The sequence below is a fragment of the Gordonia sp. YC-XJ4 genome (genome assembly GCF_059511865.1).
Genome location: NZ_CM183447.1, coordinates 1,226,092 through 1,250,528, shown reverse-complemented (window position 1 = coordinate 1,250,528; position 24,437 = coordinate 1,226,092). Strand labels below are relative to the sequence as shown.

23 protein-coding genes are annotated in these 24,437 nt (G+C 68.2%); 6 read left to right on the top strand and 17 right to left on the bottom strand.

The features are described from left to right. Window positions 1-163: 163 nt before the first annotated feature. The 6 genes from AC5ZH6_RS05585 to AC5ZH6_RS05560 all read right to left on the bottom strand — a co-directional run bounded on the left by AC5ZH6_RS05585 (window position 164) and on the right by AC5ZH6_RS05560 (window position 6,286). Window positions 164-1,111 (bottom strand): ATP-dependent Clp protease ATP-binding subunit, encoded by a 948-nt coding sequence (locus AC5ZH6_RS05585; protein ID WP_496168610.1) that lies wholly within the window; start codon window positions 1,109-1,111, stop codon window positions 164-166. 31 nt (window positions 1,112-1,142) lie between these two features. Continuing rightward, complete coding sequence (locus AC5ZH6_RS05580) at window positions 1,143-1,385, bottom strand: helix-turn-helix domain-containing protein (RefSeq protein ID WP_006372671.1); 243 nt, start codon at window positions 1,383-1,385, stop codon at window positions 1,143-1,145. Window positions 1,386-1,537: 152 nt separating this feature from the next. Continuing rightward, window positions 1,538-4,102, bottom strand: a complete 2,565-nt coding sequence (locus AC5ZH6_RS05575) for an FtsX-like permease family protein (protein WP_496168608.1) — start codon at window positions 4,100-4,102, stop codon at window positions 1,538-1,540. Continuing rightward, window positions 4,099-4,803, bottom strand: coding sequence for an ABC transporter ATP-binding protein (locus AC5ZH6_RS05570; protein ID WP_020172247.1), 705 nt, complete (start codon window positions 4,801-4,803; stop codon window positions 4,099-4,101). Before AC5ZH6_RS05570 ends, AC5ZH6_RS05575 begins: the two co-directional genes overlap by 4 nt. Before the next feature lie 60 nt (window positions 4,804-4,863). Then, entirely contained in the window at window positions 4,864-5,994 is a 1,131-nt protein-coding gene (cds1, locus tag AC5ZH6_RS05565; protein WP_020172248.1) for an L-cysteine desulfhydrase Cds1, read from the bottom strand. A gap of 19 nt (window positions 5,995-6,013) precedes the next feature. Beyond that, a complete protein-coding gene (locus AC5ZH6_RS05560) occupies window positions 6,014-6,286 on the bottom strand; it encodes a DUF4229 domain-containing protein (RefSeq protein ID WP_210738916.1) in 273 nt (90 codons plus the stop codon). A gap of 484 nt (window positions 6,287-6,770) precedes the next feature. On the opposite strand from AC5ZH6_RS05560, the gene AC5ZH6_RS05555 reads away from it, so the two are divergent. Both AC5ZH6_RS05555 and AC5ZH6_RS05550 read left to right on the top strand, forming a co-directional pair. After that, a complete protein-coding gene (locus tag AC5ZH6_RS05555; protein WP_006372676.1) occupies window positions 6,771-6,992 on the top strand; it encodes a BldC family transcriptional regulator in 222 nt (73 codons plus the stop codon). Between the two features lie 195 nt (window positions 6,993-7,187). Then, window positions 7,188-7,400, top strand: coding sequence for a hypothetical protein (locus AC5ZH6_RS05550; protein ID WP_006372677.1), 213 nt, complete (start codon window positions 7,188-7,190; stop codon window positions 7,398-7,400). 139 nt (window positions 7,401-7,539) lie between these two features. Here AC5ZH6_RS05550 and ccsB read toward each other — a convergent pair whose 3' ends face one another. The 8 genes from ccsB to AC5ZH6_RS05510 all read right to left on the bottom strand — a co-directional run bounded on the left by ccsB (window position 7,540) and on the right by AC5ZH6_RS05510 (window position 16,374). Then, a complete protein-coding gene (ccsB, locus tag AC5ZH6_RS05545; protein ID WP_496168606.1) occupies window positions 7,540-8,568 on the bottom strand; it encodes a c-type cytochrome biogenesis protein CcsB in 1,029 nt (342 codons plus the stop codon). Window positions 8,569-8,625: 57 nt separating this feature from the next. Next, on the bottom strand, window positions 8,626-10,335 hold the full coding sequence (gene resB / locus AC5ZH6_RS05540) for a cytochrome c biogenesis protein ResB (RefSeq protein WP_496168605.1): 1,710 nt from the start codon (window positions 10,333-10,335) through the stop codon (window positions 8,626-8,628). Further along, the gene (locus AC5ZH6_RS05535; protein WP_006372680.1) at window positions 10,332-11,120 is read right to left on the bottom strand and encodes a cytochrome c biogenesis CcdA family protein; all 789 of its coding nucleotides are present in this window, start codon (window positions 11,118-11,120) and stop codon (window positions 10,332-10,334) included. The genes resB and AC5ZH6_RS05535 overlap by 4 nt, the downstream gene beginning before the upstream one ends. Further along, window positions 11,117-11,794, bottom strand: a complete 678-nt coding sequence (locus tag AC5ZH6_RS05530; RefSeq protein WP_496168604.1) for a TlpA family protein disulfide reductase — start codon at window positions 11,792-11,794, stop codon at window positions 11,117-11,119. Before AC5ZH6_RS05530 ends, AC5ZH6_RS05535 begins: the two co-directional genes overlap by 4 nt. A gap of 127 nt (window positions 11,795-11,921) precedes the next feature. After that, the gene (locus tag AC5ZH6_RS05525; RefSeq protein ID WP_006372682.1) at window positions 11,922-12,548 is read right to left on the bottom strand and encodes a histidine phosphatase family protein; all 627 of its coding nucleotides are present in this window, start codon (window positions 12,546-12,548) and stop codon (window positions 11,922-11,924) included. Then, on the bottom strand, window positions 12,548-13,885 hold the full coding sequence (hemL, locus tag AC5ZH6_RS05520; RefSeq protein ID WP_020172252.1) for a glutamate-1-semialdehyde 2,1-aminomutase: 1,338 nt from the start codon (window positions 13,883-13,885) through the stop codon (window positions 12,548-12,550). Before hemL ends, AC5ZH6_RS05525 begins: the two co-directional genes overlap by 1 nt. A gap of 69 nt (window positions 13,886-13,954) precedes the next feature. Then, window positions 13,955-14,851 (bottom strand): SGNH/GDSL hydrolase family protein, encoded by an 897-nt coding sequence (locus AC5ZH6_RS05515; protein WP_496168603.1) that lies wholly within the window; start codon window positions 14,849-14,851, stop codon window positions 13,955-13,957. After that, window positions 14,848-16,374 carry a PucR family transcriptional regulator gene (locus AC5ZH6_RS05510; RefSeq protein ID WP_496168602.1) on the bottom strand — a complete coding sequence of 509 codons (1,527 nt, stop codon included), beginning with the start codon at window positions 16,372-16,374 and terminating at the stop codon, window positions 14,848-14,850. The genes AC5ZH6_RS05515 and AC5ZH6_RS05510 overlap by 4 nt, the downstream gene beginning before the upstream one ends. A 183-nt stretch (window positions 16,375-16,557) precedes the next feature. Here AC5ZH6_RS05510 and AC5ZH6_RS05505 point away from each other — a divergent pair, with 183 nt between their 5' ends. The 4 genes from AC5ZH6_RS05505 (at window position 16,558) to AC5ZH6_RS05490 (ending at window position 22,195) form a co-directional block, all read left to right on the top strand. Then, window positions 16,558-17,997: an aspartate aminotransferase family protein gene (locus AC5ZH6_RS05505; protein WP_496168600.1), complete on the top strand. Its 1,440-nt coding sequence runs from the start codon at window positions 16,558-16,560 to the stop codon at window positions 17,995-17,997. Window positions 17,998-18,066: 69 nt separating this feature from the next. Then, a complete protein-coding gene (locus AC5ZH6_RS05500; protein WP_496168599.1) occupies window positions 18,067-20,025 on the top strand; it encodes a primary-amine oxidase in 1,959 nt (652 codons plus the stop codon). A 49-nt stretch (window positions 20,026-20,074) separates the two neighbouring features. Beyond that, window positions 20,075-21,544: an NAD-dependent succinate-semialdehyde dehydrogenase gene (locus AC5ZH6_RS05495; RefSeq protein WP_035728838.1), complete on the top strand. Its 1,470-nt coding sequence runs from the start codon at window positions 20,075-20,077 to the stop codon at window positions 21,542-21,544. A 72-nt stretch (window positions 21,545-21,616) separates the two neighbouring features. After that, window positions 21,617-22,195: a YdcF family protein gene (locus tag AC5ZH6_RS05490; RefSeq protein ID WP_496168598.1), complete on the top strand. Its 579-nt coding sequence runs from the start codon at window positions 21,617-21,619 to the stop codon at window positions 22,193-22,195. Window positions 22,196-22,258: 63 nt separating this feature from the next. Here the strand turns inward: AC5ZH6_RS05490 and AC5ZH6_RS05485 are convergent, their stop codons facing one another. The 3 genes from AC5ZH6_RS05485 to AC5ZH6_RS05475 form a co-directional block, all read right to left on the bottom strand. Beyond that, window positions 22,259-22,450, bottom strand: coding sequence for an endonuclease domain-containing protein (locus AC5ZH6_RS05485; RefSeq protein WP_416361929.1), 192 nt, complete (start codon window positions 22,448-22,450; stop codon window positions 22,259-22,261). Beyond that, the gene (locus AC5ZH6_RS05480; RefSeq protein ID WP_496168597.1) at window positions 22,434-23,030 is read right to left on the bottom strand and encodes a hypothetical protein; all 597 of its coding nucleotides are present in this window, start codon (window positions 23,028-23,030) and stop codon (window positions 22,434-22,436) included. Before AC5ZH6_RS05480 ends, AC5ZH6_RS05485 begins: the two co-directional genes overlap by 17 nt. 205 nt (window positions 23,031-23,235) lie before the next feature. Beyond that, the gene (locus AC5ZH6_RS05475) at window positions 23,236-24,399 is read right to left on the bottom strand and encodes an acyl-CoA dehydrogenase (RefSeq protein ID WP_006372691.1); all 1,164 of its coding nucleotides are present in this window, start codon (window positions 24,397-24,399) and stop codon (window positions 23,236-23,238) included. Window positions 24,400-24,437: the final 38 nt, after the last annotated feature.

The window sequence follows — 24,437 nt, the reverse complement described above, 5'->3', positions numbered from 1 at the left end:
GGGGTCGTCGGATCGGGCGTCGGCGTGACCGACGGGTCCGTGCGCCCATCACCGTACCCGCGCGTGCGGGCGTCCGATACGCCCGGTTCCGGCGCAGCGGACACCGAAAGCCGGCCGTACGCACAGTGCGTACGGCCGGCTTTCTCGTCGGCGCGGCGAGGTATCAGACCCCGGCCGGCGCCTCCGGCAGGCTCGCGAGGATCGCGGCCTTGAGATCGTCAGGCGTGGTCGCCGAGTTGATCACGGCCACCGACGCGGGGTCGGCGACCTCGATGATGCCGAGCAGCAGGTACTCGGCGCGGAGCCCGCGGTCGTTGCGTTCACGGGCGATGCGGACCGCAGCCTCGAGCGCCTGACGCGTCTCGGGGGCGAAACGCGGACGCATGCCACGACCGCGCGGCCCGCGTCGGCCGCGTCCGGGTTCGAAGGGTCCGCCGGGGCCGAATCCGGGTCCGTCCCAGCCGCGTCCGCGGCGGTCGGGGCCCCAGCCCTCGGACTGTCCGTCCTCGGCGTCGGCATCCTGCGGTGCCCAGGGCGCCGGGCCCCAGCCCTGTGGTCCGTAACCCTGGGGTCCGTAACCCTGTGGCCCGTAACCCTGAGGTCCCCAGGCTTGCGGTCCCCACGGTTGAGGGCCCCAGGCCTGGGGTCCGTAGCCGCCGCGTCCGCGACCACGACCGTGGCCATGTCCGCGGCCCCGTCCGCCTCGGGGGCCGCAGTCCCCGCGTCCGCGTCCGCGACCCCGGTGCGGGCGCTCGGCCCAGCCGTCGGCGAGGTCGTCGCCGAAGCGGTCGCGCACCGCGGCACGTACCTTGTCGAGGTCGATTCCGATGGAGCGCAACGCTTCTCGGTCTTCCTCGTAGCGGTCGGCGGCGCTCTGCTCGGCATCGTCGTCGTCGGTGTCGTTCTCGTCGTGATAGGCGCGGGAGGCGTCTCGCGCGTCGATCAGGTTCAACCCCGCCTCGGTGAGCACGCCGTACAGCGGCGTCCGTGCGTTGCACAGCATCCCGAGGATGAGGTGGTCGTTGCCGAGCCGGTGGTGTTCCAGGTCGGCGGCTTCTTGCGTGGCGAATGCCAGCAGCATCTTGTCGTCTCGAGTGAATCGACCGAACATGATGGTTCTCCTTACGAAGTCGTGCGGCCCATCACTGGGCATCGCGTTGTGAGTGCTTCTGGTGCACGGCCTGCCGGCTGATCTGCAGAACATCTGCGATCGCCTGCCAGCTCCAGCCCTGGTCACGGGCGTTGGCGACCTGAACTTCCTCGAGGCGGTCGGCCAGGGTGCGCAGGGCGCGTACCGCGGCCAGACCTCGAGAAGGGTCGTCGCTCGCGGCGGCCCCGGCGAGGCGGTCGGCCTCGGTGGGTTCGTTGGTCTGTTCGTCGTGCATGGTGTCAGGTTATGTTGACGTCGAGTGGTTGTCAAGAATTATTGACGAGAAGTTTGACGGGGTGGGCGCCGTCGGCGGTGAGGAGAGCGCTGTCGACGGTGGGGAGGGCGCTGTCGCGAGAGTGGGGAGGGCGCTGTCGCGAGAGTGGGGCGCTACTCGTTGGCGATGGACTCGGTGATGTTCATGCGCGCGGCCCGGCGGGCGGGCACGAGCGCGCCGACGAGACAGAGCACCACCGACACCCCGACGAACACCAGCGTGATCGGCCGGGGCGAGTACGCGATGTCCAATGAGGTGGTGGCACTGAGTATCTCGTCGCTCAGCAGGTGCAGGACAACGCCGATGACGAGTCCGAGGAGTGCGCCGACGACGGCGACCGCCCCGGCTTCGGCGAGCACCATCTGGGACAGGAATCGTCGGGAGGCGCCCATGGCGCGCAGGACGCCGAGTTCGCGTCGGCGCTCGATCACCGACAACAACAGGGTGTTGAGCAGCGCCACGGCGGCCGCCACCGACACGATCCACTGGATGGCGACGGTGAAGCCGCCGGCCTGCTGGGCTTGGCGTTGGGTGGCGGCCAGCGCCTCGGCCCCGGTGTAGACGTGGGCGTGCAGTCCGCCGTCGAGCGGGATCTGCGCAGCGATGCGGTCGAGGGCCGCGCGCACCTGGGTCTTGTCGGCGCCGGGCGCGGTGATCACCTGCAGATAGGTGTCGCCGGGCCGGTTGAACCAGCGGCCGAGCAGGGCGCTCGAGACCGCGGCGGTGCCGGAGTCGATGGCGACGTAGTCGACGGTGTCGCGGACCACCGTCTGCTGGTAGCCCGTCGGCGTGGCGATGCGCAGGACGTCGCCGGTGTGGACGCCGAGGGCACGGGCGAGCACATTCGACAGGATGATCCCGTTGCCGGCGAGGACCTGACGGACCGCGTCGGGACTCGCCTTGCGCATGAACGGGGCGCGTGAGCCGGGCACCAGTCCCTGGACGAGGGCACGGTCCTCACCGATGTTGACGTTGGCCCACTGGCCGCCGATCACCGCACTCACCCCGGGCACGGCGGCGACCTCGGTGGCGATCCGCGGCGGCAGGACAGGGCCCAGTGGCACCTCGTCCGAGGTGGAGGAGGACACGTAGTAGTCCGGATCGCCGAGACCGTCGAGGGATGTGGAGATCGACGAGACGAGATTGTCCAGGGCACCGGAGGTTCCCATACCGACGGCGATCGCCACGGCCACCGTCATCAGGGTGGCCCACGCACGACGCGGGGCGCGCCCGGTGTTCACCGACGCCAGGCGGCCCGGGCCGCGGAATGCCCTGGCCAACAGCACGACTGCGGTGACCAGTGGTCGGGTGAACGCGAAGCAGATCAGCAACGCACCGATGGCGTAGACGGCGCCGGCGACGATGGCCGGCCTACCGGGGACGGTGAACACGATGATCCAGGCGCCGATCACCGCGGCGACGCCGACGAGTCCCGCCACCCACACCGCCACACCACGACGGGGCACGCCGTCGGCGACCTCGCCGGGACTCATCGCCTCCACCGGGGACACCGAGAACACCGATCGCGCAGCCAGACTCGTCGCACCGACGCAGGAGACGACGCAGGCGAGGATCGCGACGACCGGTACATACGCAGGCAAGTGGTACGTGATCGCGATGGTCACCCCGTCCCGGGTGGTCTCCGGGACTTGAGAGACCGCCCAGCGTCCGGCGAGAACTCCGACGGGTACCCCGATCGCACCGCCGACGATGCCGAACAACGCTGCCTCGCCGAGCATGTCACCGACGAGGTGGGTGCGGCGGGCACCCAACGCGCGCACCATCGCCAGGGATCGGCGCCGGGCGGCCACCGCCATGTTCATCGTGTTGAACACCAGGAAGGCAGCAATCACCAGCGACACCAACGCCACCAGCAGCGTCGAGTCGCGGGTCACCGAGCTCGCCAATTCCGCTTGCTTGGCCCGGAAGTCGGGGTTCACCACGACAGCTCGACCGTCGACGACGCGAGTGGCCTCCGCGCGCAGATGTCCGACGTCGGCTCCCGGCTTGGCGACGAGGAGGATCGACGTCACCCGGCCCGCGGTGCCCGCCGGGCCGGCCAGGTCGGTGAGACGTTGCGCCAGCGGCAGATACGCGAACGCGTACCTACCCTCGTTGAGCTTGTCGGCGTCGGGACCGGTGACCACCCGGGCGACGCGTACCTCGTCGTCACCGATCGTGAGTTGTTGTCCCTCACGTAGTCCGGTGGCGGGTCCGGCGATGATCCCGTCCTCCAGGTCGGCCGGTGAGATCGACACCCCGCCCTGCGCGGCGGCGAGATCCCCCGACAACGCCGTGACCCGAAAGTCCGATCCCAGCAACGGGATCTGCGTGCCGCCCACGGTGATCGACCCGCGGATCAGCGGGACCACGGCCTTGGCGTCGGGCAGGTCACGACGCAGTTCGGCGGCCAGGCCCGCGTCGACACCGGAATCGGCGATGGCGGCGACCTCGAGGTCGGCGGCACCGGAGATCGCCGAGTTGAAGGCCCGCACCGACGCGGTGAACGAACCGTAGGTGCCCAATACCGCGACCAGCAACGCCGAGGACACCACGACCACACTGAGCGAGGTGAACACGCGCATCCGGTGGGTCCGGATCTCGCGCAGATTGAGCACCCGGATGCGGGTGAAGCCGGCGAGGAACCCGGCGACGAGACCACCGGCGCCTGCGCTCACGCGATCTTTCCGTCCCGGACGGTGATCGTGGTGTCGGCGACCGCCGCGGCGTGCTCATCGTGGGTCACCATGACGACCAACCGGCCGGCGTGCTCGTCATGAGCACCGGAACCGTGGGCGACGTCGGAGAGCAGTTGCAGCACAGACTGTCCGGTGGTGGAGTCGAGATTTCCGGTCGGCTCGTCGGCGAGCAGGATCGCTGGTTCCATGATGAGCGAGCGGGCGATCGCCACGCGCTGCATCTGCCCGCCCGACAGCTCCGACGGCCGGTGGTTGATGCGGTCACCGAGACCGACCCGCTCCAACAGCTCGACGGCGCGCGGTTTGGCCCGGCGCAGCGACTTGGAGTCGAGAAGTTGGGGCAGCGCAACGTTTTCCCACGCCGACATCGTCGGGACGAGATTGAAGAACTGGAAGATGAAGCCGACGCGATGGCGCCGGAACTCGGAGGCGGCGTTGTCGTCGAGGGCACCGAGGTCGACGCCGTCGACGCGGATGGACCCCGAGGTGGGGGTGTCGAGTGCGCCCATCACGTGCAGCAGCGTCGATTTGCCGGCCCCCGAGGGGCCGACGATCGACACGAACTGCCCGCCCGGCAGGGTCAGGTTCACCCCGTCGAGGGCACGCACCCGCTCCTGCCCCAACCGGTATTCACGGACGACGTCGACTGCCTCGACGAGGTTGCGCTCCCCCACGGCCATGGGTCGATGGTAGCGAGGGTGTGGCCGTCGGCGTACGTCGCGGCGGCCGGCGTTCCCGGATCAGCCGGTGAACCGACCGGTGGCGAAGAACTCGTCGAGGACGCTCGTCGGCGCGGTGAGGTCGAGCTGTTGGGCGGCAAGCCAGTCATCGTCGAAATATGTTGTGCTGTACCGCTCTCCGGGGTCGCACAGCAGGGTCACGACGCTGCCGGACTGTCGTCCGCCGACCATCTCCGAGACAAGTTTCAGTGCGCCCCACATGTTGGTGCCGGTGGACCCGCCCACGCGGCGGCCCAGTCGTTCGCTGACGCAGCGGGCGGTGGCGATGGAGGCGGTGTCGGGGACGCCGATCATGCGGTCGATGACCTGGGAGACGAAGGAGGGCTCGACGCGCGGGCGGCCGATTCCCTCGATGCGCGAACCGATCTCGGAGGTCAGGGTGCCGTCGCCGCTCTCGTAGGCGGGCAGGAACACCGAGTTCTCCGGGTCGACGACGGCCAGCCAGGTGGGGTGACGGCGGTAGCGCAGGTAGCGGCCCAGGGTCGCCGACGTGCCGCCGGTGCCCGCGCCGACCACGATCCACGTCGGGATCGGGTACTCCTCGTCGGCCATCTGCGCGAAGATCGACTCGGCGATGTTGTTGTTGCCACGCCAGTCGGTGGCGCGCTCGGCCATCGTGAACTGGTCGATGAAGTGGCCGCCGAGTTCGGCCTCGAGACGCAATGCCTCGGCGTACACCTGCGCCGGCCGTTCGACGAAATGGCAACGGCCGCCCTCTCGTTCGATCAGGGAGGTCTTGGCGGGCGAGGTCGACGACGTCATCACCGCGAGGAACGGCACGCCGATCAGGTGCGCGAAATAGGCTTCGCTGACCGCGGTCGATCCCGACGACGCCTCGATGACGGTGGTGCCCTCGGTGATCCAGCCGTTGCAGATCGCATACAGGAACAGCGATCGCGCCAATCGATGCTTGAGCGAGCCGGTCGGGTGGGTGCTCTCGTCCTTGAGATACAGGTCGACGCCGCCCGGCGTGCCGTCGGCGTCGGTCCAGCGCGACCACTCGGGTAGCTCCACCCGCAGCAGATGGGTGTCGGCGCTGCGGCGCGCGTCGGCCTCGATCAGCCGGACCGCGTTGTCGGCCCAGGAGCGGTCGGCGCGGCGATCGATGTCGATGGTGCGTGCGGGGCTCATCGTCTCGGGTCGGCTCGGGTCAGCTGCCACGCAGCTTCGACTGCAGTTCGTCGTGGCGCTTGCGGCGCTGCTCGTCGACGGCGGAGATCTGGGTGTTGACGCGGGTGCGCAGCGATTTGAACACGACCATGCCCAGCGGCAGCGCGATCAGGACCCCGAACACCGCGGCCACCAGCAGCGGCACGTTGACGCCCGCGAGCTTGCCGATGCCGATGATGATCGCGGCGACCACGACCACCAACACGAGACGGGCCAGGGTGTACAGGCCGATGGACGCCAGGAGGCTGCCCATACCGACCTGCGGTTTACGCTCTTCACTCACGGCGACCAGCGTACGTTGTGACGCGGCCCGGCGGCCCGCCGCGGTCTGCCCCGGTCGGTGAGGGGCGAGCGCCCGATGGACGCGGATCGACGCACGGTCGACGGGATTGAGCGCACGGTCGACGGCACTGAGCGCACGGTCGACGAAATCGGACGCCCGATGGGTGGAAATGGGCACCCGATGGACGCAAAACCACGCCCGGTCGGCGTGCACGTCGAGGAGCGGTCGAGGGCCCACTTTGTACCAAGGGTGTCACCGGGGTCGGCAAAGGGGACGTAAAAGGCACTGGTCGGACGTGTGCGCAGGTCACAGGCTTCTTTGCACTCTCTTTACCTACCGCTGACGGTTCGAGTACCTGGGCGTTTTGCGTGTATTCATTGAGTCAGCGCGCGACTGCGCGCAAAGGGTCCGAGAGCGTCAGGTTCTCGGCACGGACACACGAGGGAGTCCTCCCATGACCGCAATTCACTCCAACCCGCTGTCGATGATCACCCCGGGCATGGCGAGCCAGCACACGCTGACCCCCGGACAGGTGGCGGCAATGTTCAATGTGAACCCCAAGACCGTCGCGCGGTGGGCCAGCTCGGGAATCCTCGGCTCCATCCGTACGCCGGGCGGGCATCGTCGCTTCCGCGAAGAAGACGTCGTCGCCCTGCTGAACCGTCGCGTGCCCTGAGACGCCGCCGCAGCGGCCGGCTCGGCCGGTGTCGCCGTCCACACGACGCCGACCGAGCCGCGCCATGAGGTGGATGCAATGAGCACACGCCCCACTACCTCAGTGCCGACGCCGCCCGACACCTGCTGTTTTGACGTCGGTCGGACGACGCATCCCCCGTCTACCGTCGCGTAATGTGGTGAGTGGGAGGTTGCCATGGCATTTCTGCTCACGTTGGTCGGCATCATGGCCGTCGGTTTTCTGTTGTGGCGCGTTTTCGGTTCCAGCCTGATCGATGACGACGGCGCACGCGTACCGGCCGCCAAACGCGGCCCGGTCGGTCCCGACGACGATCCCGAGTTCCTGATGGACCTCGACCGTCGCAGCCGCGGTACCAACGGGTCCGACCCGGACGATCACCAGCACTGACGATCACCAGCACTGACGACCACTGACCGACCTCGTCCCGATACCACAACGAACGCGCCCCCGGAGTTCTCCGCTCCGGGGGCGCGTTCGTGTCGGTGTGGGGCTGCTCGGTCCTTTGCGGATCAGAGTCCCGCGCTACTCACAGTCCTGCATAGGAGTGCAGGCCGGAGACCACCAGGTTGATGATGAACAGGTTGAAGAGCATCGCGACGAAGCCTGCGACGTTGATCCAGGCAGCCGCGGTGTTGCGCCAGCCGGCCGTGGCACGTGCGTGCAGGTAGGCCGCGTAGATCACCCAGGCGATGAACGAGACGGTCTCCTTGGGGTCCCAGCCCCAGAAGCGTCCCCACGCGGATTCGGCCCAGATGGCGCCGCAGATGACGCCCAGACCGAACAGCGGGAAGCCGAAGACCACGCATTTGTAGGCGAGACGATCGAGGGCGTCGGCGCCCGGGATGTGCGCGACCAGACGCATCACCGCACCCTTGGCGCCGGTCTCGGTGCGCTCGAGGGACTCGGCCTTCTCGCCCCACGCCATCTTGACGAGGTAGAGCATGCTCGACACCCCCGACACCAGCAGGACGCCGGAGCTCACCGAGATGATCGAGACGTGGATGGCCAGCCAGTACGACTTGAGCGCGGGCACCACCGGGGCGGCCTGGGTGTAGAGCTCGGTGCCGGCGATGAACATCAGCAGCGCGACCGGGACCAGCACGAACGACAGCAGCGGCCGGTTCGCGGGTTTACGGAGCACGACGACGCCGGCGACGACGCCGGCCGCACAGGTCAGCGAGATGAACTCGTACATGTTGCCCCAGGGCGCACGATCGACGGCCATCCCGCGGCAGACGATGGACGCGATGTGCGCGGCCAGGCCGACGAAGACCACCGGATAGGCCATGGCGCCGAGGGTCTCGGAGAAGGTCCGGCGGCTCGCGGTGTCGGCGATCTTGCCGGGGGTACGGTCCCCGGAGGCACCGGCTCCGGTGGCACCCGATCCGACGCCCGCCCCGACGAGTTCCTTGGACGCCAGCCGCCTGGTCCGCGCGCCGGCGAGGGCCGCGAGGAACAGCAGCATCGCCAGTACGTAGACGGTGATGGCGGTTCCGAACAGCAGGTCGGAGTACCGGGCGAGCGTCTCGTCGACGTGCTCTGTACCAGTGTTCATCGATTCACCTCATCAGTCCTGCGGAAGAGCGTGCGGCCGCCGTGGGGTGCGCCCGTGTCAGAGTTTGCGCCATCTCGACATGCGTTTCGCCGAGCCACCGCCGGGCTCCACCAACCCGGCCGCCTGCTCGTCGAAACCCTCGCCCCAACCGGCCTGATCGGTCCGGGCGAGGCCGCCGATTTCTACTACCGTACGTCGTTTGCCATCGTCGGTGCCCGCCCGGTCCGAATCCGCCGGCACCAGCCGCACCCAGATCCGGCGTCGGCGCACCAGCAGCGACACCAGCAAACCGATCAGCATCGCCACCGCCGACACCAGTACCCAGTCCTGGGCGGGGTCGTGCGAGACCTGCACCGACACCCAGCGCTGGTAGCCGTCGAAGCTGACGACCGTGCCGTCGGCCAGGGTCGTGCTGGCGCCCTTGGCGAGGTTCACCTGGGCCTGTCGTTGCAGCCTGCCCTGGTTGATGAGGCTCTGATCGAGCGAATAGGCGTTCTGCGGGAGGCCGGTGTCGAGTCCGGTGTCGCCCTTGTAGATGCGGATCGCGACCTGCGGGTCGTTCGGCACAGGCGACGACGAACTGAGCAGGGTCCCTTGGTAATCCGCGGTCGGGGCGAACAGTCCTTCGATGGCGATCTGGTTCTTGCGGCGTACGTCCTCGTCGGGGTAGAGGCCCGCCGGGGTGTCGAACCGCACCGCGCCGGAGGAGAGCATCGTCTGCAGCTCGTCGGGGATGAACAGGGCGGTCTGGGTGCGCTTCTCCCCGTTGGGGAAGGTGACGGTGAACGTCGGGGCGAATCCGTTGCCGAGGACGTAGACGCGGTCGCCGGCGACCCGCAGCGGGTCGTTGACCTTCACCGACGTCTGATGCCAGTCACCGGCGGAGGTGCCGGCGCCCTTGGTGTAGGACATCGTCGCGTCGTACATGTCGGGCTGACCGTTGGGCAGGAAGGTCGCGGAGAACGCGTCGACCTTGAAACAGAAGTGATTGAGGTCGGTGCCGTCGACCATCGCGCCGGCCCGGAACGAGTCGTACACCGCGGTCGAGGTGTTGCACAGGCCCTCACCGTCGGCGACGAGACTGCGGGTGCCCTCGTAGCCGTAGAGCTTGCCGAGCGCGATCGACACCAGCAGGGCGAGTAGGGCGAAATGGAAGACCAGGTTGCCGAATTCGCGCAGATACCCCTTCTCCGCGGAGACCTCGACGACCTTGCCTGTTGCCGCGTCGTCGCCTGTTGCTGCGTCGTCACGGACGACGATGTTGCGTCGCCAACCCCGCAGGTTCGACGAGACCCGCTCGGCGATCTCCTCGGGATCACCGTCGACGGTGGTGGTGAGGTGGCGCGGCAGGCGACTCAGATTGCGGGGCGCGGCAACCGGTTTGGCGCGCAGACTCTTGGCGTGCTCGATCAGCCGCGGGGTCAGGCATCCCACCAGCGAGACGAACAGCAGCACATAGATCGCGGTGAACCAGGCGCTGGAGAACACGTCGAACAGCTGCAGCTTGTCCATCCACGTGCCCAGGGTGCCGTGGTCGGAGATGTACTTGAGCGTCTTCTGCTCGTTGAGCTCGCGCTGTGGGAGCAGAGCGCCGGGGATCGCGGCGAGCGCGAGCAGGAACAGCAGCACCAGCGCGGTGCGCATCGAGGTCAGCGACCGCCACAGGTTGCGCAGCGGCCACAGCACCCGACGCAGCACCCAATGCGGGCGACGGGGCGGGCTGGGCTGGGCCGGGCGGTCGGCGAGCGCGGTGTCGGCGCGGGTCATACCGGCAACACCTGATCGGTGATGAAGGCGTCGCGCACCCAGACGATGAACTGATCCCACAGTCCGGTGACCAGCGCAATACCGACGAGGATCAACATGACACCTCCGAAGACCTGGATGGCGCGTGCATGATTGCGCAGCCAGGCGAGGCTGCGCAACGCCCACGCCGAGGAGAACGCGAGCACCACGAACGGGATACCCAGTCCCAGGCAGTACGCGATGATCAGGGTGACGCCCTTGGCGGCGGTCGCCCCCTCGGTGCCCGACGCGGTGGCGATGACCGCGGCCAGCGTCGGCCCGAGACACGGCGTCCAGCCGAGCGCGAAGACCGCACCGAGCAACGGGGCACCGACGATGTTGGACACCATCCGCGGGGCCAGTCGCACCTCGTGCTGCATCATCGGGATCAGGCCGATGAAGACCAACCCCATCACGATGGTGACCACCCCGCCGATGCGTTGCAGCAGTTCGTGATTGACGATGACGGTGCTGGTGAAACCGATCACCGTCGCGGTGGCGGCGACGAAGACGACGGTGAACCCGAGGACGAACAGCAGGGCGGCCATCGCCACGCGAGAGCGACCGCGTTTGGCGGGTTCGCCGACGGTGACCGCGGGGGCCTCGGCACCGACGAGTCCGGCGAGATACGACAGATAACCCGGGACCAGCGGCACCACACACGGTGAGGCGAACGACACCATCCCGGCGACCGCCGCCGCGGCCACCCCGAGCAGCAGCGGCCCGGAGGACACCGTGTCGGCGAAGGTCTGTCCGATACCGCTCACTGGGGCACCTCGGCAGACGACGGAGCGGCAGATGCAGGGGTGGACGACGCGGGCGCCGTGGAAGTGCTTGATGCCGGGGAACCACCGGGTGCCGGGTCCTCGGCGATCACCTTGCCGACCATCGCGCCGAGTTCGTCGGCGCTGACCGCGCGCAGGAACACCGCGGCCGGACGATGCTGCCGGTCGAGCACGATCGTCGTCGGCACCACCGACGTCGGGGTGGTCAGCGCGGCCAGCGAGGCCCCGGCGAAGTCGTAGATCGACGGATACCCGACGTGGCGGTCGTCCACGAAGTCCTGTGCCGATTGCCGATTGTCACGCAGATTAATGCCGAGGAAGTTGACGCCCTGGCCCTGGTATTGCTCGTAGACCTGCTCGAGGGTGGCGGCCTCACCGCGGCACGGGCCGCACCACGAGCCCCACACATTGATCACGACGGCTTTGTCGGCGAACTCGGGATCACTGAGCGACAACGGTTTTCCGGTCGTCAGGTTCTCGCCGGAGACATCGGCGATGTGTTTGCGGTCGGCCTGGTCGTAGGTGATGACGGTCTGCCCACCGGGCGAGACGAACTGGAAGGTGTCGCCCTGCGAGACCGCGTCGTCACCGGTACCGCACGCGGTCAACGCCACGCCGAGCGCGAGCGAGACCAGCAGTGCGGCAAAGATTCTCATCACTCGTGCGTTTACGACAAGTCGGACGCGGGGTCGCGAGGGGTGCCGGTGGCCTCGTTCCGACGGCGTCGGACACACGTCACGACCACCACGATCTCGCACCCTCACGCGTTCAACACTCTCCTGCTCAAGCCCCGGTCACGAGTGGATCCGACGCACCGGCCGGCTCGGAATAGATGATGTCGACGAGGGCGTCGTCGTCGTAGATGAGGCTGGTCAACGACGCGAGCGAGCACTGGCGACGACGCGGGTCGTGCCAGAGCCGCTGGCCCTCGAGGAAGCGGCGCAGCGTGTACACCGGCAGCTGATGACTCACGCAGACGGCCTCGTGGCCGCGGGCGGCGTCGCGGGCCTTGTTGGCCGCGGCCAGCATCCGGTGCGCGAGCTGGATGTACGGCTCGCCCCAGGACGGGGTGAACGGGTCGCGCAGCTTGGGCCAGTGCCGCGGCTTGCGCAGCGCGCCGTCGCCGACCGAGACCTTGAGTCCCTCGAAGATGTTGTCGGCCTCGATGAGCTCGTCGTTGGTGAGGATCGGCAGGTCGTGCGCGGCGGCAATCGGTCCGGCGGTCTCCTGTGCGCGCTGCAGCGGGGAGGCGAACACGGCGGTGATGTCGTGGTCGGCCAGCGCGTCGGCGACCTTGCGGGCCTGAGCGCGACCGGTGTCGGAGAGATGGAAGCCGGGCAGCCGTCCGTAGAGGATGGCGTCGGGATTGTGCACCTCACCATGGCGCATCATGTGAACGATCGTGTGCATCAGCTCTCCCCGGGAGTGGGCGCGGTTGCCGCGGCCCGCGCAGCGGCCGGCAACGCGTCGGCAATTCGAGTGAAAGCATCCTCGTCGAGCGCCGCCGAGACAAACCAGGCCTCGAACGCGCTGGGCGGCGGGTACACACCGGCGTCCAGTAGCGCGTGGAAGAACGGCGCGAAACGCCAGGTCTGGGTTGCCTTCACGCCCGCGTAGTCGACGATGCGGGTGTCGGCGGCGCCGTCTGTGGTGAAGAACACACTGAGCAGGTTGCCGGCCTTCTGCACGCGGTGTGCCACCCCGGCGGTGTGCAGGGCGTCGGTGAGCAGGCCGGCGAGGCGGTCGGCGTTGGCGTCGAGGGCCGAGTAGACCGCCGCGTCGGCGGTCCGCAGCGTCGCCAGGCCGGCGGCGACGGCCACCGGATTACCCGACAACGTGCCCGCCTGATAGACGGGACCGGTCGGCGCGAGGCGCTCCATGACGTCGGCGCGACCGCCGAAGGCCGCGGCGGGCAGGCCGCCGCTCATCACCTTGCCGAAGGTGTAGAGGTCGGCGCCGACACCCTCGAGCCCGAACCAGCCGGCCGGGCTGACCCGGAATCCGGTCATCACCTCGTCGATGATCAGCAGGGCGCCGTGCCGGCGGGTGAGGTCACGCAGACCGGCATTGAAACCGTCGATGGGCGCGATCGCACCCATGTTGCCCGCGGCGGCCTCGGTGATCACCGCGGCGATGTCGTCACCGAATTCCTCGAAGGCCTTCGCGACGGCATCGAGGTCGTTGTAGGGCAACACGAGGGTGTCGTGGGCGGCGGCGCCGGTGACACCGGGGCTGGTCGGCAGGCCGAGGGTGGCCACACCAGAGCCGGCGTCGGCGAGCAGTGCGTCGACGTGGCCGTGGTAGCAGCCGGAGAACTTGATGATCTTGGGGCGGCCGGTGAAGCCGCGGGCCAGCCGGATCGCCGACATGGTCGCCTCGGTGCCGGAGTTGACCAACCGCACCCGCTGCACCGGGTCGACGCGGTCGATGATCTCCTCGGCCAGCTCGACCTCGGATTCGGTGGGCGCGCCGAACGACAGTCCGCCCGCGGCGGCACGCTGCACGGCCTCGACGACGGCGGGATGGGCGTGACCGAGGATCATCGGCCCCCACGACGACACCAGGTCGACGTAGGTGTTGCCGTCGACGTCGGTCAGAGTGCAGCCGGTGGCCGAGGCGATGAACCGGGGATCGCCGCCGACGGCGGAGAACGCACGCACCGGTGAGTTGACCCCACCGGGGATCGCATGTTGCGCCCGTTCGAACAGCTCACTGGACTTCACGGCGACGTCGGCGGATCTGCTCACGGCCTCCAGTGTTCCAAATGGCACCGAGTGAGAGAAATTCGGCCTGGTCAGGGCACTGCCGGGGCGTGCTCACCGCCCCAGCGCAGCCTCGATCTGCGCCGCGATGGCCTCGTGGCCGCGGGCGTTGGGATGCACCGTGATCCGCGCCGTGGTGCCCTGCTGCGGTTCGATCCAGCGCGCCGCACCCGCGCACGCGTCGTGGCCCTGCGACACCTGCGACATGTCGACGAAGGTGACGCCGGTCTTCTCGGCGGCGCGGCGCACGGCGTCGTTGAGGTCGGCCTGCAGTCCACGCAGATACGGCACGTCACCGGGCGCGACGCGCATCGCCGGGTAGCAGCCCTGCGTGGCGGGCAGAATCCACGGATAGCCCACGATGACGACGCGGGCATTCGGGGCGTGGGCGCGAATCCGGGTGAGGCCGTCGACGAGGGCCGGATAGATCTCGGCGTCGATGGGTGCGGTCAACTCCGAGCCGTAACGATCCCGGCACGGCGAACCGGTGGGGACTCCGGGGCTGTCGGCGATCGCGTCGCCGCATTTGCTGATCGCCCCGCCGAAGGTGTTCTCGTCGTTGCCGCCGAGCATCAGCGTCACCAGCCGTGTCTGTGGTCCGAGCGCGTCGAGTTGTGGTCGTATGCCGAAGTATTGGCTGGTGGTGAGGTCGGCGGTGTCGGCGCCCGAGCAACTCACGTCGGTGAGCGGCAGCCGACGTTGCGCGGCGACGAGGTGGGCGAAGTTGATCGCCGACCGCTGACACAGGAACGGCGAATCCGATTGCACCGGAAGGACTCCGGCGCCCGCGGCGTAACTGTCGCCGAGATTGACATATGCGGTCGCGGCCGGAGCGGTGCCGGTCGAACTCGGGGCCGACGACGACGGCGCGGGAGATCCGTCGTCGGCGCCGCAGCCGACCACGAGGATCAGCAGCGCCGCCAGCATCGTGGCGAGCGCCCCGCGCCTCATGCGTCGGCCCCGAGCATCATCAGCAGCAGTTCGGCGCGGGTGCGGGCATCGGCGAGGTCGATGGCGAGCATGTCCTCGACCCTCTCGATCCGGCTGCGCAGGGTGTGCCGGTGCACGCCGAGTGCGGTGGCCGCACTCCCCCAGTTGCCATTGGCCTCCAGATACGCCAGCAGACTCCGGTGCAGCGCGGTGCCCTGGAGGCGATCGTGGTCGAGGATCGGCGCGAGACGCCGATCGTGGTTGTCGGCCAACGCTTGTCGCACCGGGTCGACCGCCAGCAGCGACTGTGCGTCGTCGAGGTCGACGAGTTGCCCCACCGCGGCCGAGCGACAGGCCAGGCGGGCCTGCGTCACCGATGTGGCGACGGCCGCGGCGTCGGGCGTCTCCGCCGCGTCGGCCAGGCGGACCGGCGGGCCGATCCCGCCGCGCACCGTCGCAGCGGTCGCGAGCACGCTCAGCAGGCCGATCGCCACGTCGACGGGGTCGTCGCCGCGTAGCAGGGTCGCCACCTCGGTTCCGGCCCGGTGCACGAACACCGGGCGCCACCGGCGTTCGAGTTCGTCGGTCAGGCGTGCCTGCCCCCGCTCGGCATCGGCGTCGCCGGCGAAGGTGAACACCACCGCCCGCACCGCGTCGTCGGGGCTGGCGGCGCGCCGCAACACCCGCAGCGCGGTGGGCCCGACTACTCCGTCGAGTGCCGATCCGAGCACGTCGGTTTGCAGCAGGGCCATCTCCCGACGCACCTCCTGCGGTTTGGCGTATTCGATGGCCAGCAGCGAGGTGGCGTGGCCGACGAGCATCCGGTTGACCTCGTCGAGAGGTGCCCCGACAACGCCGAGGAATCCGAATGTCCTTGTGGCCGAGCCGATCCGGGTGACCATGAAGGTGACGTCGTCGGCGACGAACACCGCGCCCGCCGACGCGGGATCGCGGGCGACGAGGGCGCGGACCCGGGCGAGATCGTCGGGGTCGGGCGGAGCGGGCGAGGACGCCACCTCGGCATGGTTGGCGTCGAGGAGCAGCACGCGACGCTCGATCGCGTCGGCGAGTTCGCCGACCACCGCGGCCGGACCACGGGCCACCGCGGCACGTGTCATGCGGGGTTGCGCGCGGGTCGCCGACACCAGGCGGGCCGAGCGGCCGGCGGCGATCTGGTCGAGCAGGGCGCGGGTGATCGCCGAGAACGGGATGTGCAGCGGAACCTCGAACAACGGAAGGCCCGCCTCGTCGGCGGCAATGATCATCGCCTGCGGTATGGCGTCGAAGCCCAGGCCCACCCCGAAACCGAGGGCGGCGACCCCGACCTCATCGAGGGAGCGGACGTACCGTTGCTGCTCGGCGGGGTCGTCGGTGAGTCGGAGTCCGGTGGTGAGCAGCACCTCGCCGCCCACCATCCACTCGGCGGCGGTGAGCAGCTCGGAACTGACCGCGCTGTCGATGGGGCGTTCGAGGCCCGCACCGCCGGCATGCAGCACCAATTCGAGGCTGCGTTGGGCGATCAGCCAGCGAACGGACGTCGACACCCGTTCACCGTACGCCCGGACTGGACATCGTGGAGTGTCACCGAGAAATCGGTGGACACATTGTCAGGCGCGTGAACCGGGTCACTGGGCGAACACTGATGACCAGCAGCGCCCAGTGCGGCCGCGCACCCCAGGCCCCACACAACAACAGGCCCCCACACATCGAGCACGAGGTGACACCCGATGACCGCTTCCGCCACCGAAATCGTCTACCGCCTGCCCCAGGAGCGACGGCTGGTGACCGACCTGCCGGGCCCGCGGTCGATCGAGCTGGGTGCTCGCCGATCCGCCGCGGTGGCCGCCGGGGTCAGTTCGATCCTGCCGTCCTACGCCGCCGACGGTGACGGCGGAGTCCTCGTCGACGTCGACGGGAACTCGCTGATCGACCTCGGCTCGGGTATCGCGGTGACCTCGGTCGGATCGGCCAACCCCGCGGTGGCCGCGGCCGTCGGTGACCAGGCCGCCCATCTCATCCACACCTGCTTCATGGTCGCGCCCTACGACAGCTACGTCGCGGTGGCCGAGAAGCTCAACGCGCTCACCCCCGGTGATCACGACAAGCGCACCGCCCTGTTCAACTCGGGCGCCGAGGCCGTCGAGAATGCGGTGAAGATCGCGCGGCTGGCGACCGGGCGGGACGCGGTGGTCGCCTTCGACCACGCCTATCACGGCCGCACCAATCTGACGATGGCGTTGACCGCGAAGAACATGCCGTACAAGGCGCACTTCGGTCCGTTCACCCCCGAGGTGTACCGGATGCCGATGAGCTATCCGTTCCGGGACCAGTTCGGCGTGGACGGCAAAGCCGCAGCCGAACATGCGATCTCGGCGATGACGACACAGATCGGCGCCGACTCGCTCGCCGCCATCATCATCGAACCCATCCAGGGCGAGGGCGGATTCATCGTCCCCGCACCGGGATTCCTGACCACCCTGGCGCAGTGGTGCCGCGAGAACGGCGTCGTCTTCATCGCCGACGAGGTGCAGGCCGGATTCGCCCGCACCGGAACGTGGTTCGCGTGTGAGGAGGAGGGCGTCGTCCCCGATCTGATCACCATGGCCAAGGGCATCGCCGGCGGCATGCCGCTCTCGGCGGTGACCGGCCGCGCCGAACTGCTCGACGCCGTACACGCCAGCGGACTCGGCGGCACCTACGGCGGAAACCCGGTCGCGTGCGCCGCGGCCCTCGCCGCGATCGAACAGATGGAAACCCTCGATCTGGCCGGGCGCGCCCGCCACATCGGCGAGGTCATCACCTCCGTCCTCTCCGAAACGGCCGATGAACTTGCCGCACAGGGCAAGCCGGTGATCGGCGAGATCCGCGGGCGGGGCGCCATGATGGCGATCGAAATAGTACGGCCCGGCGGCGGCAACATGGGCCCCGCTCGCTCCGCTCTCGGCGGCGGCAATATGGGCCCCGCTCGCTCCGCTCCCGGCGGCCCGGAAGCGGACCCGGCCCTCACCAAGGCGGTCGCCGCGGCATGTCACGCCCAGGGCGTCATCGTCCTGACCTGCGGCACCTACGGCAACGTGATCCGGCTTCTGCCGCCGCTGGTGATCGGCGACGACCTGCTCCGTGAGGGCCTCGGCGTACTGAGCGACGCCATCAAGTCCCTCGTCTGATCGCCCCGCCTGATCGACCCCGCCCCAACCGTCCACTTCCGAAAACCGCTGCGAGACAAAGGACACCGTATGCACCCGCTCGATCCACTCTCCGCCGACGAATTCCGGGCCGTCTCCGCGGTTCTCTCGCGCGAGCAGGGCGTCGGCGACGGATGGCGGTACGCCTCCATCGAACTCGCCGAGCCGGGTAAGGCCGAGCTCGCCGCGTACGAGGCCGACGGCACCGTCCCCGCACGACGGGCGATCGTCATCTGTCTCAACAGTTCCGAGAACCTGACATACAAGTCGGTGGTACGCCTCACCGATGAGACCGTCGAATCGTTCGATCTGGTCCCGGACGTGCAGGCGAACTTCACCGTCGACGAGTTCGAGGAATGCGATCGGGTGTTGCGGGCACACCCGGAGGTGCAGGCGGCTCTCGCGCGACGCGGGATCACCGATCTCGACCTGGTCTTCATGGACACCTGGACCTACGGCGGCGCGCTGATCCCCGAGGAGTTCAAGGGGCGGCGTCTGGGCTGGTCGGACACCTGGGTGAAGAACGCCGAGGGCGCCAATCCGTACGCGAATCCCGTGTCGGGGCTGCACTGTGTGATCGACGTGAACACGATGGAGTTGCTGCGCATAGAAGATACGGCCGCCGGGAGTGGGGCAGATGGCTCGGGTGGCTTCGAGCGTCCGCAGGTGATGGGCGAGTATGTGCCGCGCCATATCCCGCAACGCATCCGCGACACCTTCAAGCGCCCGCCACTCAAGCCTCTGGAGATCACCCAGCCCGAGGGTCCGTCGTTCACCCTCGACGGCAACCGGCTGACGTGGCAGAACTGGTCGCTGCGAGTGGGTTTCAACTACCGGGAGGGCATGACCCTGCATTCGGTGACCTACAACGATGCCGGGCGCGAGCGGTCGGTGGCGCATCGCATGTCGTTCGCCGAGATGGTGGTGCCCTACCGCGACCACTGCGAGGACCATTACCGCCGTACCGCTTTCGACATCGGCGAGTGGGGTCTGGGCTTCATGACGACCTCGCTCGAACTCGGCTGCGACTGCCTCGGCGAGATCCGTTACCTCGATGCGGTGCTGCACAACAGCGCCGGTGAGCCCTACACCATCACCAACGCCATCTGCATCCACGAGGAGGACAACGCCGTCCTCTGGAAGCATGTCGATCACGATGCCGGGGCCGAGGTCCGGCGTATGCGGCGACTCACGGTCAGTTTCCATGTGACCGTGGCCAATTACGAATACCTGGTGTACTGGCGGTTCTATCAGGACGGCAACATCGAGTGCGAGGTCCGCGCCACCGGCATCATGGTGACCACACCGATGCCGCCCGGGGTGACCAGCAATCCGCACGGCACCGTCATCGACGATCGCACGTATGCACCATTCCACCAGCACTTCCTCGTCGCGCGGCTCGACCTCGATATCGATGGCACCGACAACACCGTGTTCGCCTCGGAGACCGTCGCCGAGCCGATGGGTCCGGGAAATCCGCTCGGACTGTCGCTGACGCAACGCAATACGGCACTGCGCACCGAGAGCGAGGGCATGCAGGACCCGGACTTCGCGACGCAGAAGAGCTGGAAGATCGTCAACACCAACCGCACCACCGAGCTCGGTCACCATCCGGCCTACAAGCTGTCCCCGACCGGCGCGTTCCCGGCGATGTTCGACCCCGCCTCGCCGGTCTTCCAGCGCGCCACCGTCATCGGCCACACCCTCTGGGTGACACCGAACAATGCCGACGAGCGTTGGCCTGCAGGTGAATTCGTCAACCAGTCCGAGCGCGACACGGGTTTGGCGGAGTGGACCAAGAACAACCGGTCGATCGAGAACACCGACGTCGTCCTGTGGTATGTGTTCGGCATCCACCACATCACCCGTCCCGAGGACTGGCCGGTCATGCCTGCCGACGTGGTCTCGTTCTGGCTCAAGCCTTTCGGATTCTTCGACCGCAACCCGGCACTCGACGTCGAACCGTCGCCTTCGGCGCACTGTCACGCATCGAACGCCGAGCACCACTGAATCGGCGAACAACACCGAACCACCGAGCATCGCAGCGAGAGGACCTTTCATGAGCACCACCGAGATCATCGACACCCAGGCCGTTCTCGACGGCGTACCCACCGGTTTGTGGATCGGCGGCGAGTCGGTCGACGCGTCGGATGCGGGTACGTTCACCGTCTACGATCCGGCAACGGAGCAACCGTTGACCCAGGTTGCCGACGCCACCGTCGAGGACGCGCGTCGCGCCCTGGACGTCGCAACCTCGGTCGCCGATGACTGGGCGGCGACCCCGGCCCGCGAGCGCGGTGAGATCCTGCGTCGCGCTTTCGGTCTCGTCGCCGACCGCACCGACGATCTCGCGATGCTGATGACCCTCGAACTCGGACGCGCCCTGCCCGACAGCCTGGCCGAGGCGCGCTACGGCAACGAGTTCCTGCGGTGGTTCGCCGAGGAGGCGGTACGCATCGACGGCAGGTTCACCCAGTCTCCGGCGGGGACCGGCCGGATCGTCGTGACCCACGCCCCGGTCGGCCCGTGCCTGGCGATCACACCGTGGAATTTCCCGCTGGCCATGGGCACGCGCAAGATCGGTCCCGCGCTGGCCGCGGGCAACGTGATGCTGGTCAAGCCGGCCCACGAGACGCCGTTGACGATGCTGGCGCTCGCCGAGATCTTCGCCGAGGCCGGACTTCCCGCGGGCGTGCTGTCGGTGCTCCCGACGATGCGGGCGCGGGAGGTGGCATCGGCGATCATCGGCGACGACCGGATTCGCAAGATCAGCTTCACCGGCTCGACCCCGGTCGGCAAGAACCTGCTCGGCCAGGCCGCCGAGCGGGTGCAGCGCACGTCGATGGAACTCGGCGGCAACGCGCCGTTCGTCGTATTCGATGACGCCGACGTCGACAAGGCCGTCGAGGGCGCCTTCCTGGCCAAGATGCGCAACGGCGGCGAAGCGTGCACCGCGGCCAATCGCTTTCTGGTGCAGTCCGGTGTGGTCGAGGAGTTCACCGAGAAACTCGTCGAGAAGATGTCGGCGGTTCGGATCGGACCGGGGTACGACGACGGCGTGACCCTCGGTCCGCTGGTCAGCGCGGCGCAGCGCGACAAGGTCGCCGAGGCCGTGGAGACCGCCGTCGCGCACGGCGGCCGGGTTCGCCTGGGCGGCAAGGCCCCCGGCGGAAAGGGCTTCTTCTACCCGGCCACCGTCATCGACAACGTCGACGCGTACGCACCGGTCACCCGCGGCGAGATCTTCGGCCCGGTGGCCGTGATCAGTTCCTTCGACTCCGAGGACGAGGCGATCAAGGCCGCCAACTCCACCGAATTCGGTTTGGCCGCATACTTCTTCACCCGCGACCTGGATCGGGCGCTGCGCGTGTCGACGGCGCTGGACTCCGGGATGGTGGGTGTGAATCGCGGTGTGATCTCCGACGTCGCCGCACCGTTCGGCGGCGTCAAGGAGTCCGGTATCGGCCGCGAAGGCGGCTCGGAGGGCATCGAGGAGTACCTGACGGTCAAGTACATCGCCTTCACCTGATCCGCGCGAAGTGGCCATTCGAGGCCAACGAGACAATTAGTACAGCTAATAGTCTGCGCTATGCTACATCGCATGCGGCTTCGGGTGGTGGCATCAATCGTGGTAGTGGTTCTCGCGGCGACCGTCGGCGGCCTGGTGTCGTCGCCGGCCCGCGCGGACAACGGTTCGTCGGATTGGGGCAGCTCGGGTCTGGGCAGCTCGGATCTGCTCTCCCCCACCAGCCTGTTCTTGTGGCAGAGTCCGCCGACGCGCTACATCGTCGTCCTGGGCGCCAAGATGGGAACCTTCGGTCAGACGCCGACGATCCTGAATGAGCGCCTCGACACCGGCGCGGCCTTGGCCCGGTCGCATCCGTTCAATCGGGTCATCGTCTCCGGCGGCGATACCTGGTGGCTGCCGGTGTCGGAGGCGCAGTTCATGAATCTCGGGCTGATGAGGCGCGGTGTGCCGATGTGGCAGATGGTCAACGAGGGCCGCTCCACCGACACCGTGGAGAACGCCACCTACACCGTCGCCATGCTCAAGGCCATGGGCGCCACCGGGGCTCTCATCGTCACCAACGCGTTCCACATGCCCAGGGCCATGGGCGATTTCCGGGCGGCCGCGGCCAAACAACACGCCGCCCTGCAGTTCCAGCCGAGCTACGCCTGATCGTCTTTCGCCGACCGGGCGCCTGTTTTCGTCCACCGGGCGCTCGAACCGTCGACCGGGCGCTCACGAGTAGTAGCCGCCGCGTGTGCGGATGGCCTCGGCGATCTCGTTCACCACGCCCATGGGATTGGTTCTCATCCGATGTTTGTTCGCACGGATGACCTTCCAGCCGAGCCGCGCCGACTCCGCGTCGCGTGCGGCATCGCTCGCTCGTTGTTCGGGACTGGAATGGTATTCCTCACCGTCGTACTCGATGCCGATCTTCAGCTCGGGGTAGGCCCAGTCGTGGCGGGCAACAAGGACCTTTCAGCTGCCGTACGTATCGGACGCCCTTCTGAGTCTCGACGTAGTCGGCGAGTTCACCGAGGTCGTATGCGGTGGCCGCGGCGAGCGCGGCGAGATGGCCGATCGCGCGCATTCTCGGCTGAATCCTCCCGACGTCGAAGGCGGTCCGGATCGGCGAGGTGACCGCGATGCCATCGATGACCTCGATGTGTTCGGGCCGCAGATCCACCCTACGGGGGACGGAGCCCCGCGCCGCGCGGCCAGAGGCGCTGGCGCCTCGGATGAGTAATATCGGGAAATCCGAATCGAACCACCGGGAACCGTGCATGACCATGGCGGCCTGACCGCCGACCACGGGATCTCCCTGCGCCGCAGACGCGATCGCGATCACCCGCTGACGTGCAGTGAGCATCTCGCCGCGCCCGATGTGCGCTTCGCCGCGAAGGAGCCTGAATTCCGCGGCGAATCGTTCGGGCGACATTCCCGGCTCCGAGAGGGCGTCGCGTCGAAAAACGAGTTCGGGTGTCGCTGTGGGTTCATCGATGGTCATGGGAGATTCGACGCAGCGGTCGCCTCGATGGTTCCGTCGACATCGGCACATGCGCGGACGAGTGGTTCGGGGAAACGCCCGATCGACGAATTTGAGCGCACGGTCGACGAATTTGAGCGCACGATCGACGGGTTTGAGCGCACGATCGACGCAAAACGGCGCCCGATCGACGAGTCGATGGGGCGCCGTTTCGGCCGGGAAGGGCTCAGCGCAGCAGTGCGCGACTCATCACGACGCGCTGAATCTGGTTGGTGCCCTCGTAGATCTGGGTGATCTTGGCGTCGCGCATCATCCGCTCGACCGGGAAGTCACGGGTGTAGCCGGCACCTCCGAAGAGCTGCACGGCGTCGGTGGTGACCTCCATGGCGACGTCGGAGGCAAAGCACTTCGACGCCGAGCTGATGAAGCCGAGGTTCTTCTCGCCACGCTCGGCGCGAGCGGCGGAGGTGTAGACCATCAACCGGGCGGCCTCGACCTTCATCGCCATGTCGGCGATCATGAACTCCACACCCTGGAACGAGCTGATCGGCTTGCCGAACTGCTTGCGGTCCTTGACATAGGCGATGGCCTTGTCGAGCGCACCCTGCGCGATGCCGACGGCCTGCGCACCGATGGTCGGGCGGGTGTGGTCGAGGGTCTGCAGCGCGGTCTTGAAGCCGGTGCCCTCGTCACCGATGATCCGATCCTCGGGAATGGTGCAGTCCTCGAAATACAGTTCGGCAGTGGGTGATCCCTTGATGCCGAGCTTCTTCTCCAGCGGGCCGACGGTGAAGCCCGGGTCGTCCTCGTGGACCATGAACGCCGAGATGCCGTTGGCCTTCTTCTCGGGGTCGGTGACCGCCATGACGGTGTACCAGGATGACTTGCCGCCGTTGGTGATCCAGCACTTGGAGCCGTTGAGCACCCAGTTGCTGCCGTCCTTGCGGGCGCGGGTCTTCATCGACGCCGCATCCGAACCGGCCTCACGCTCGGAGAGGGCGTAGGACGCCATCGCCTCACCGGCGGCGATCGACGGCAACACCTTGGCCTTGAGTTCGTCGGAACCGTTGAGGATCAGACCCATGGTGCCGAGCTTGTTGACGGCCGGGATCAGCGACGACGACGCACACACGCGCGCAACCTCTTCGATCACGATGCAGGCGGCGACCGAGTCGGCACCCTGTCCGTCGTACTCCTCGGGAACGTGGATCGCGTTGAATCCGCTGGCGACGAGCGCGTCGAGGGCTTCCTGCGGGAAGCGCGCGTTCTCGTCGACGTCGGCGGCGTGCGGTTCGATCTCCTTCTCGGCGAGCGCACGGATCGCCTCGCGGAGCGCGACGTGCTCCTCGGGCAATTCGAAGACGTTGAATCCGGGGTTTCCAAAGGCCATGGGGGCTCCTCCTCGATGCGCGCGGAGTGCTGCGCGGC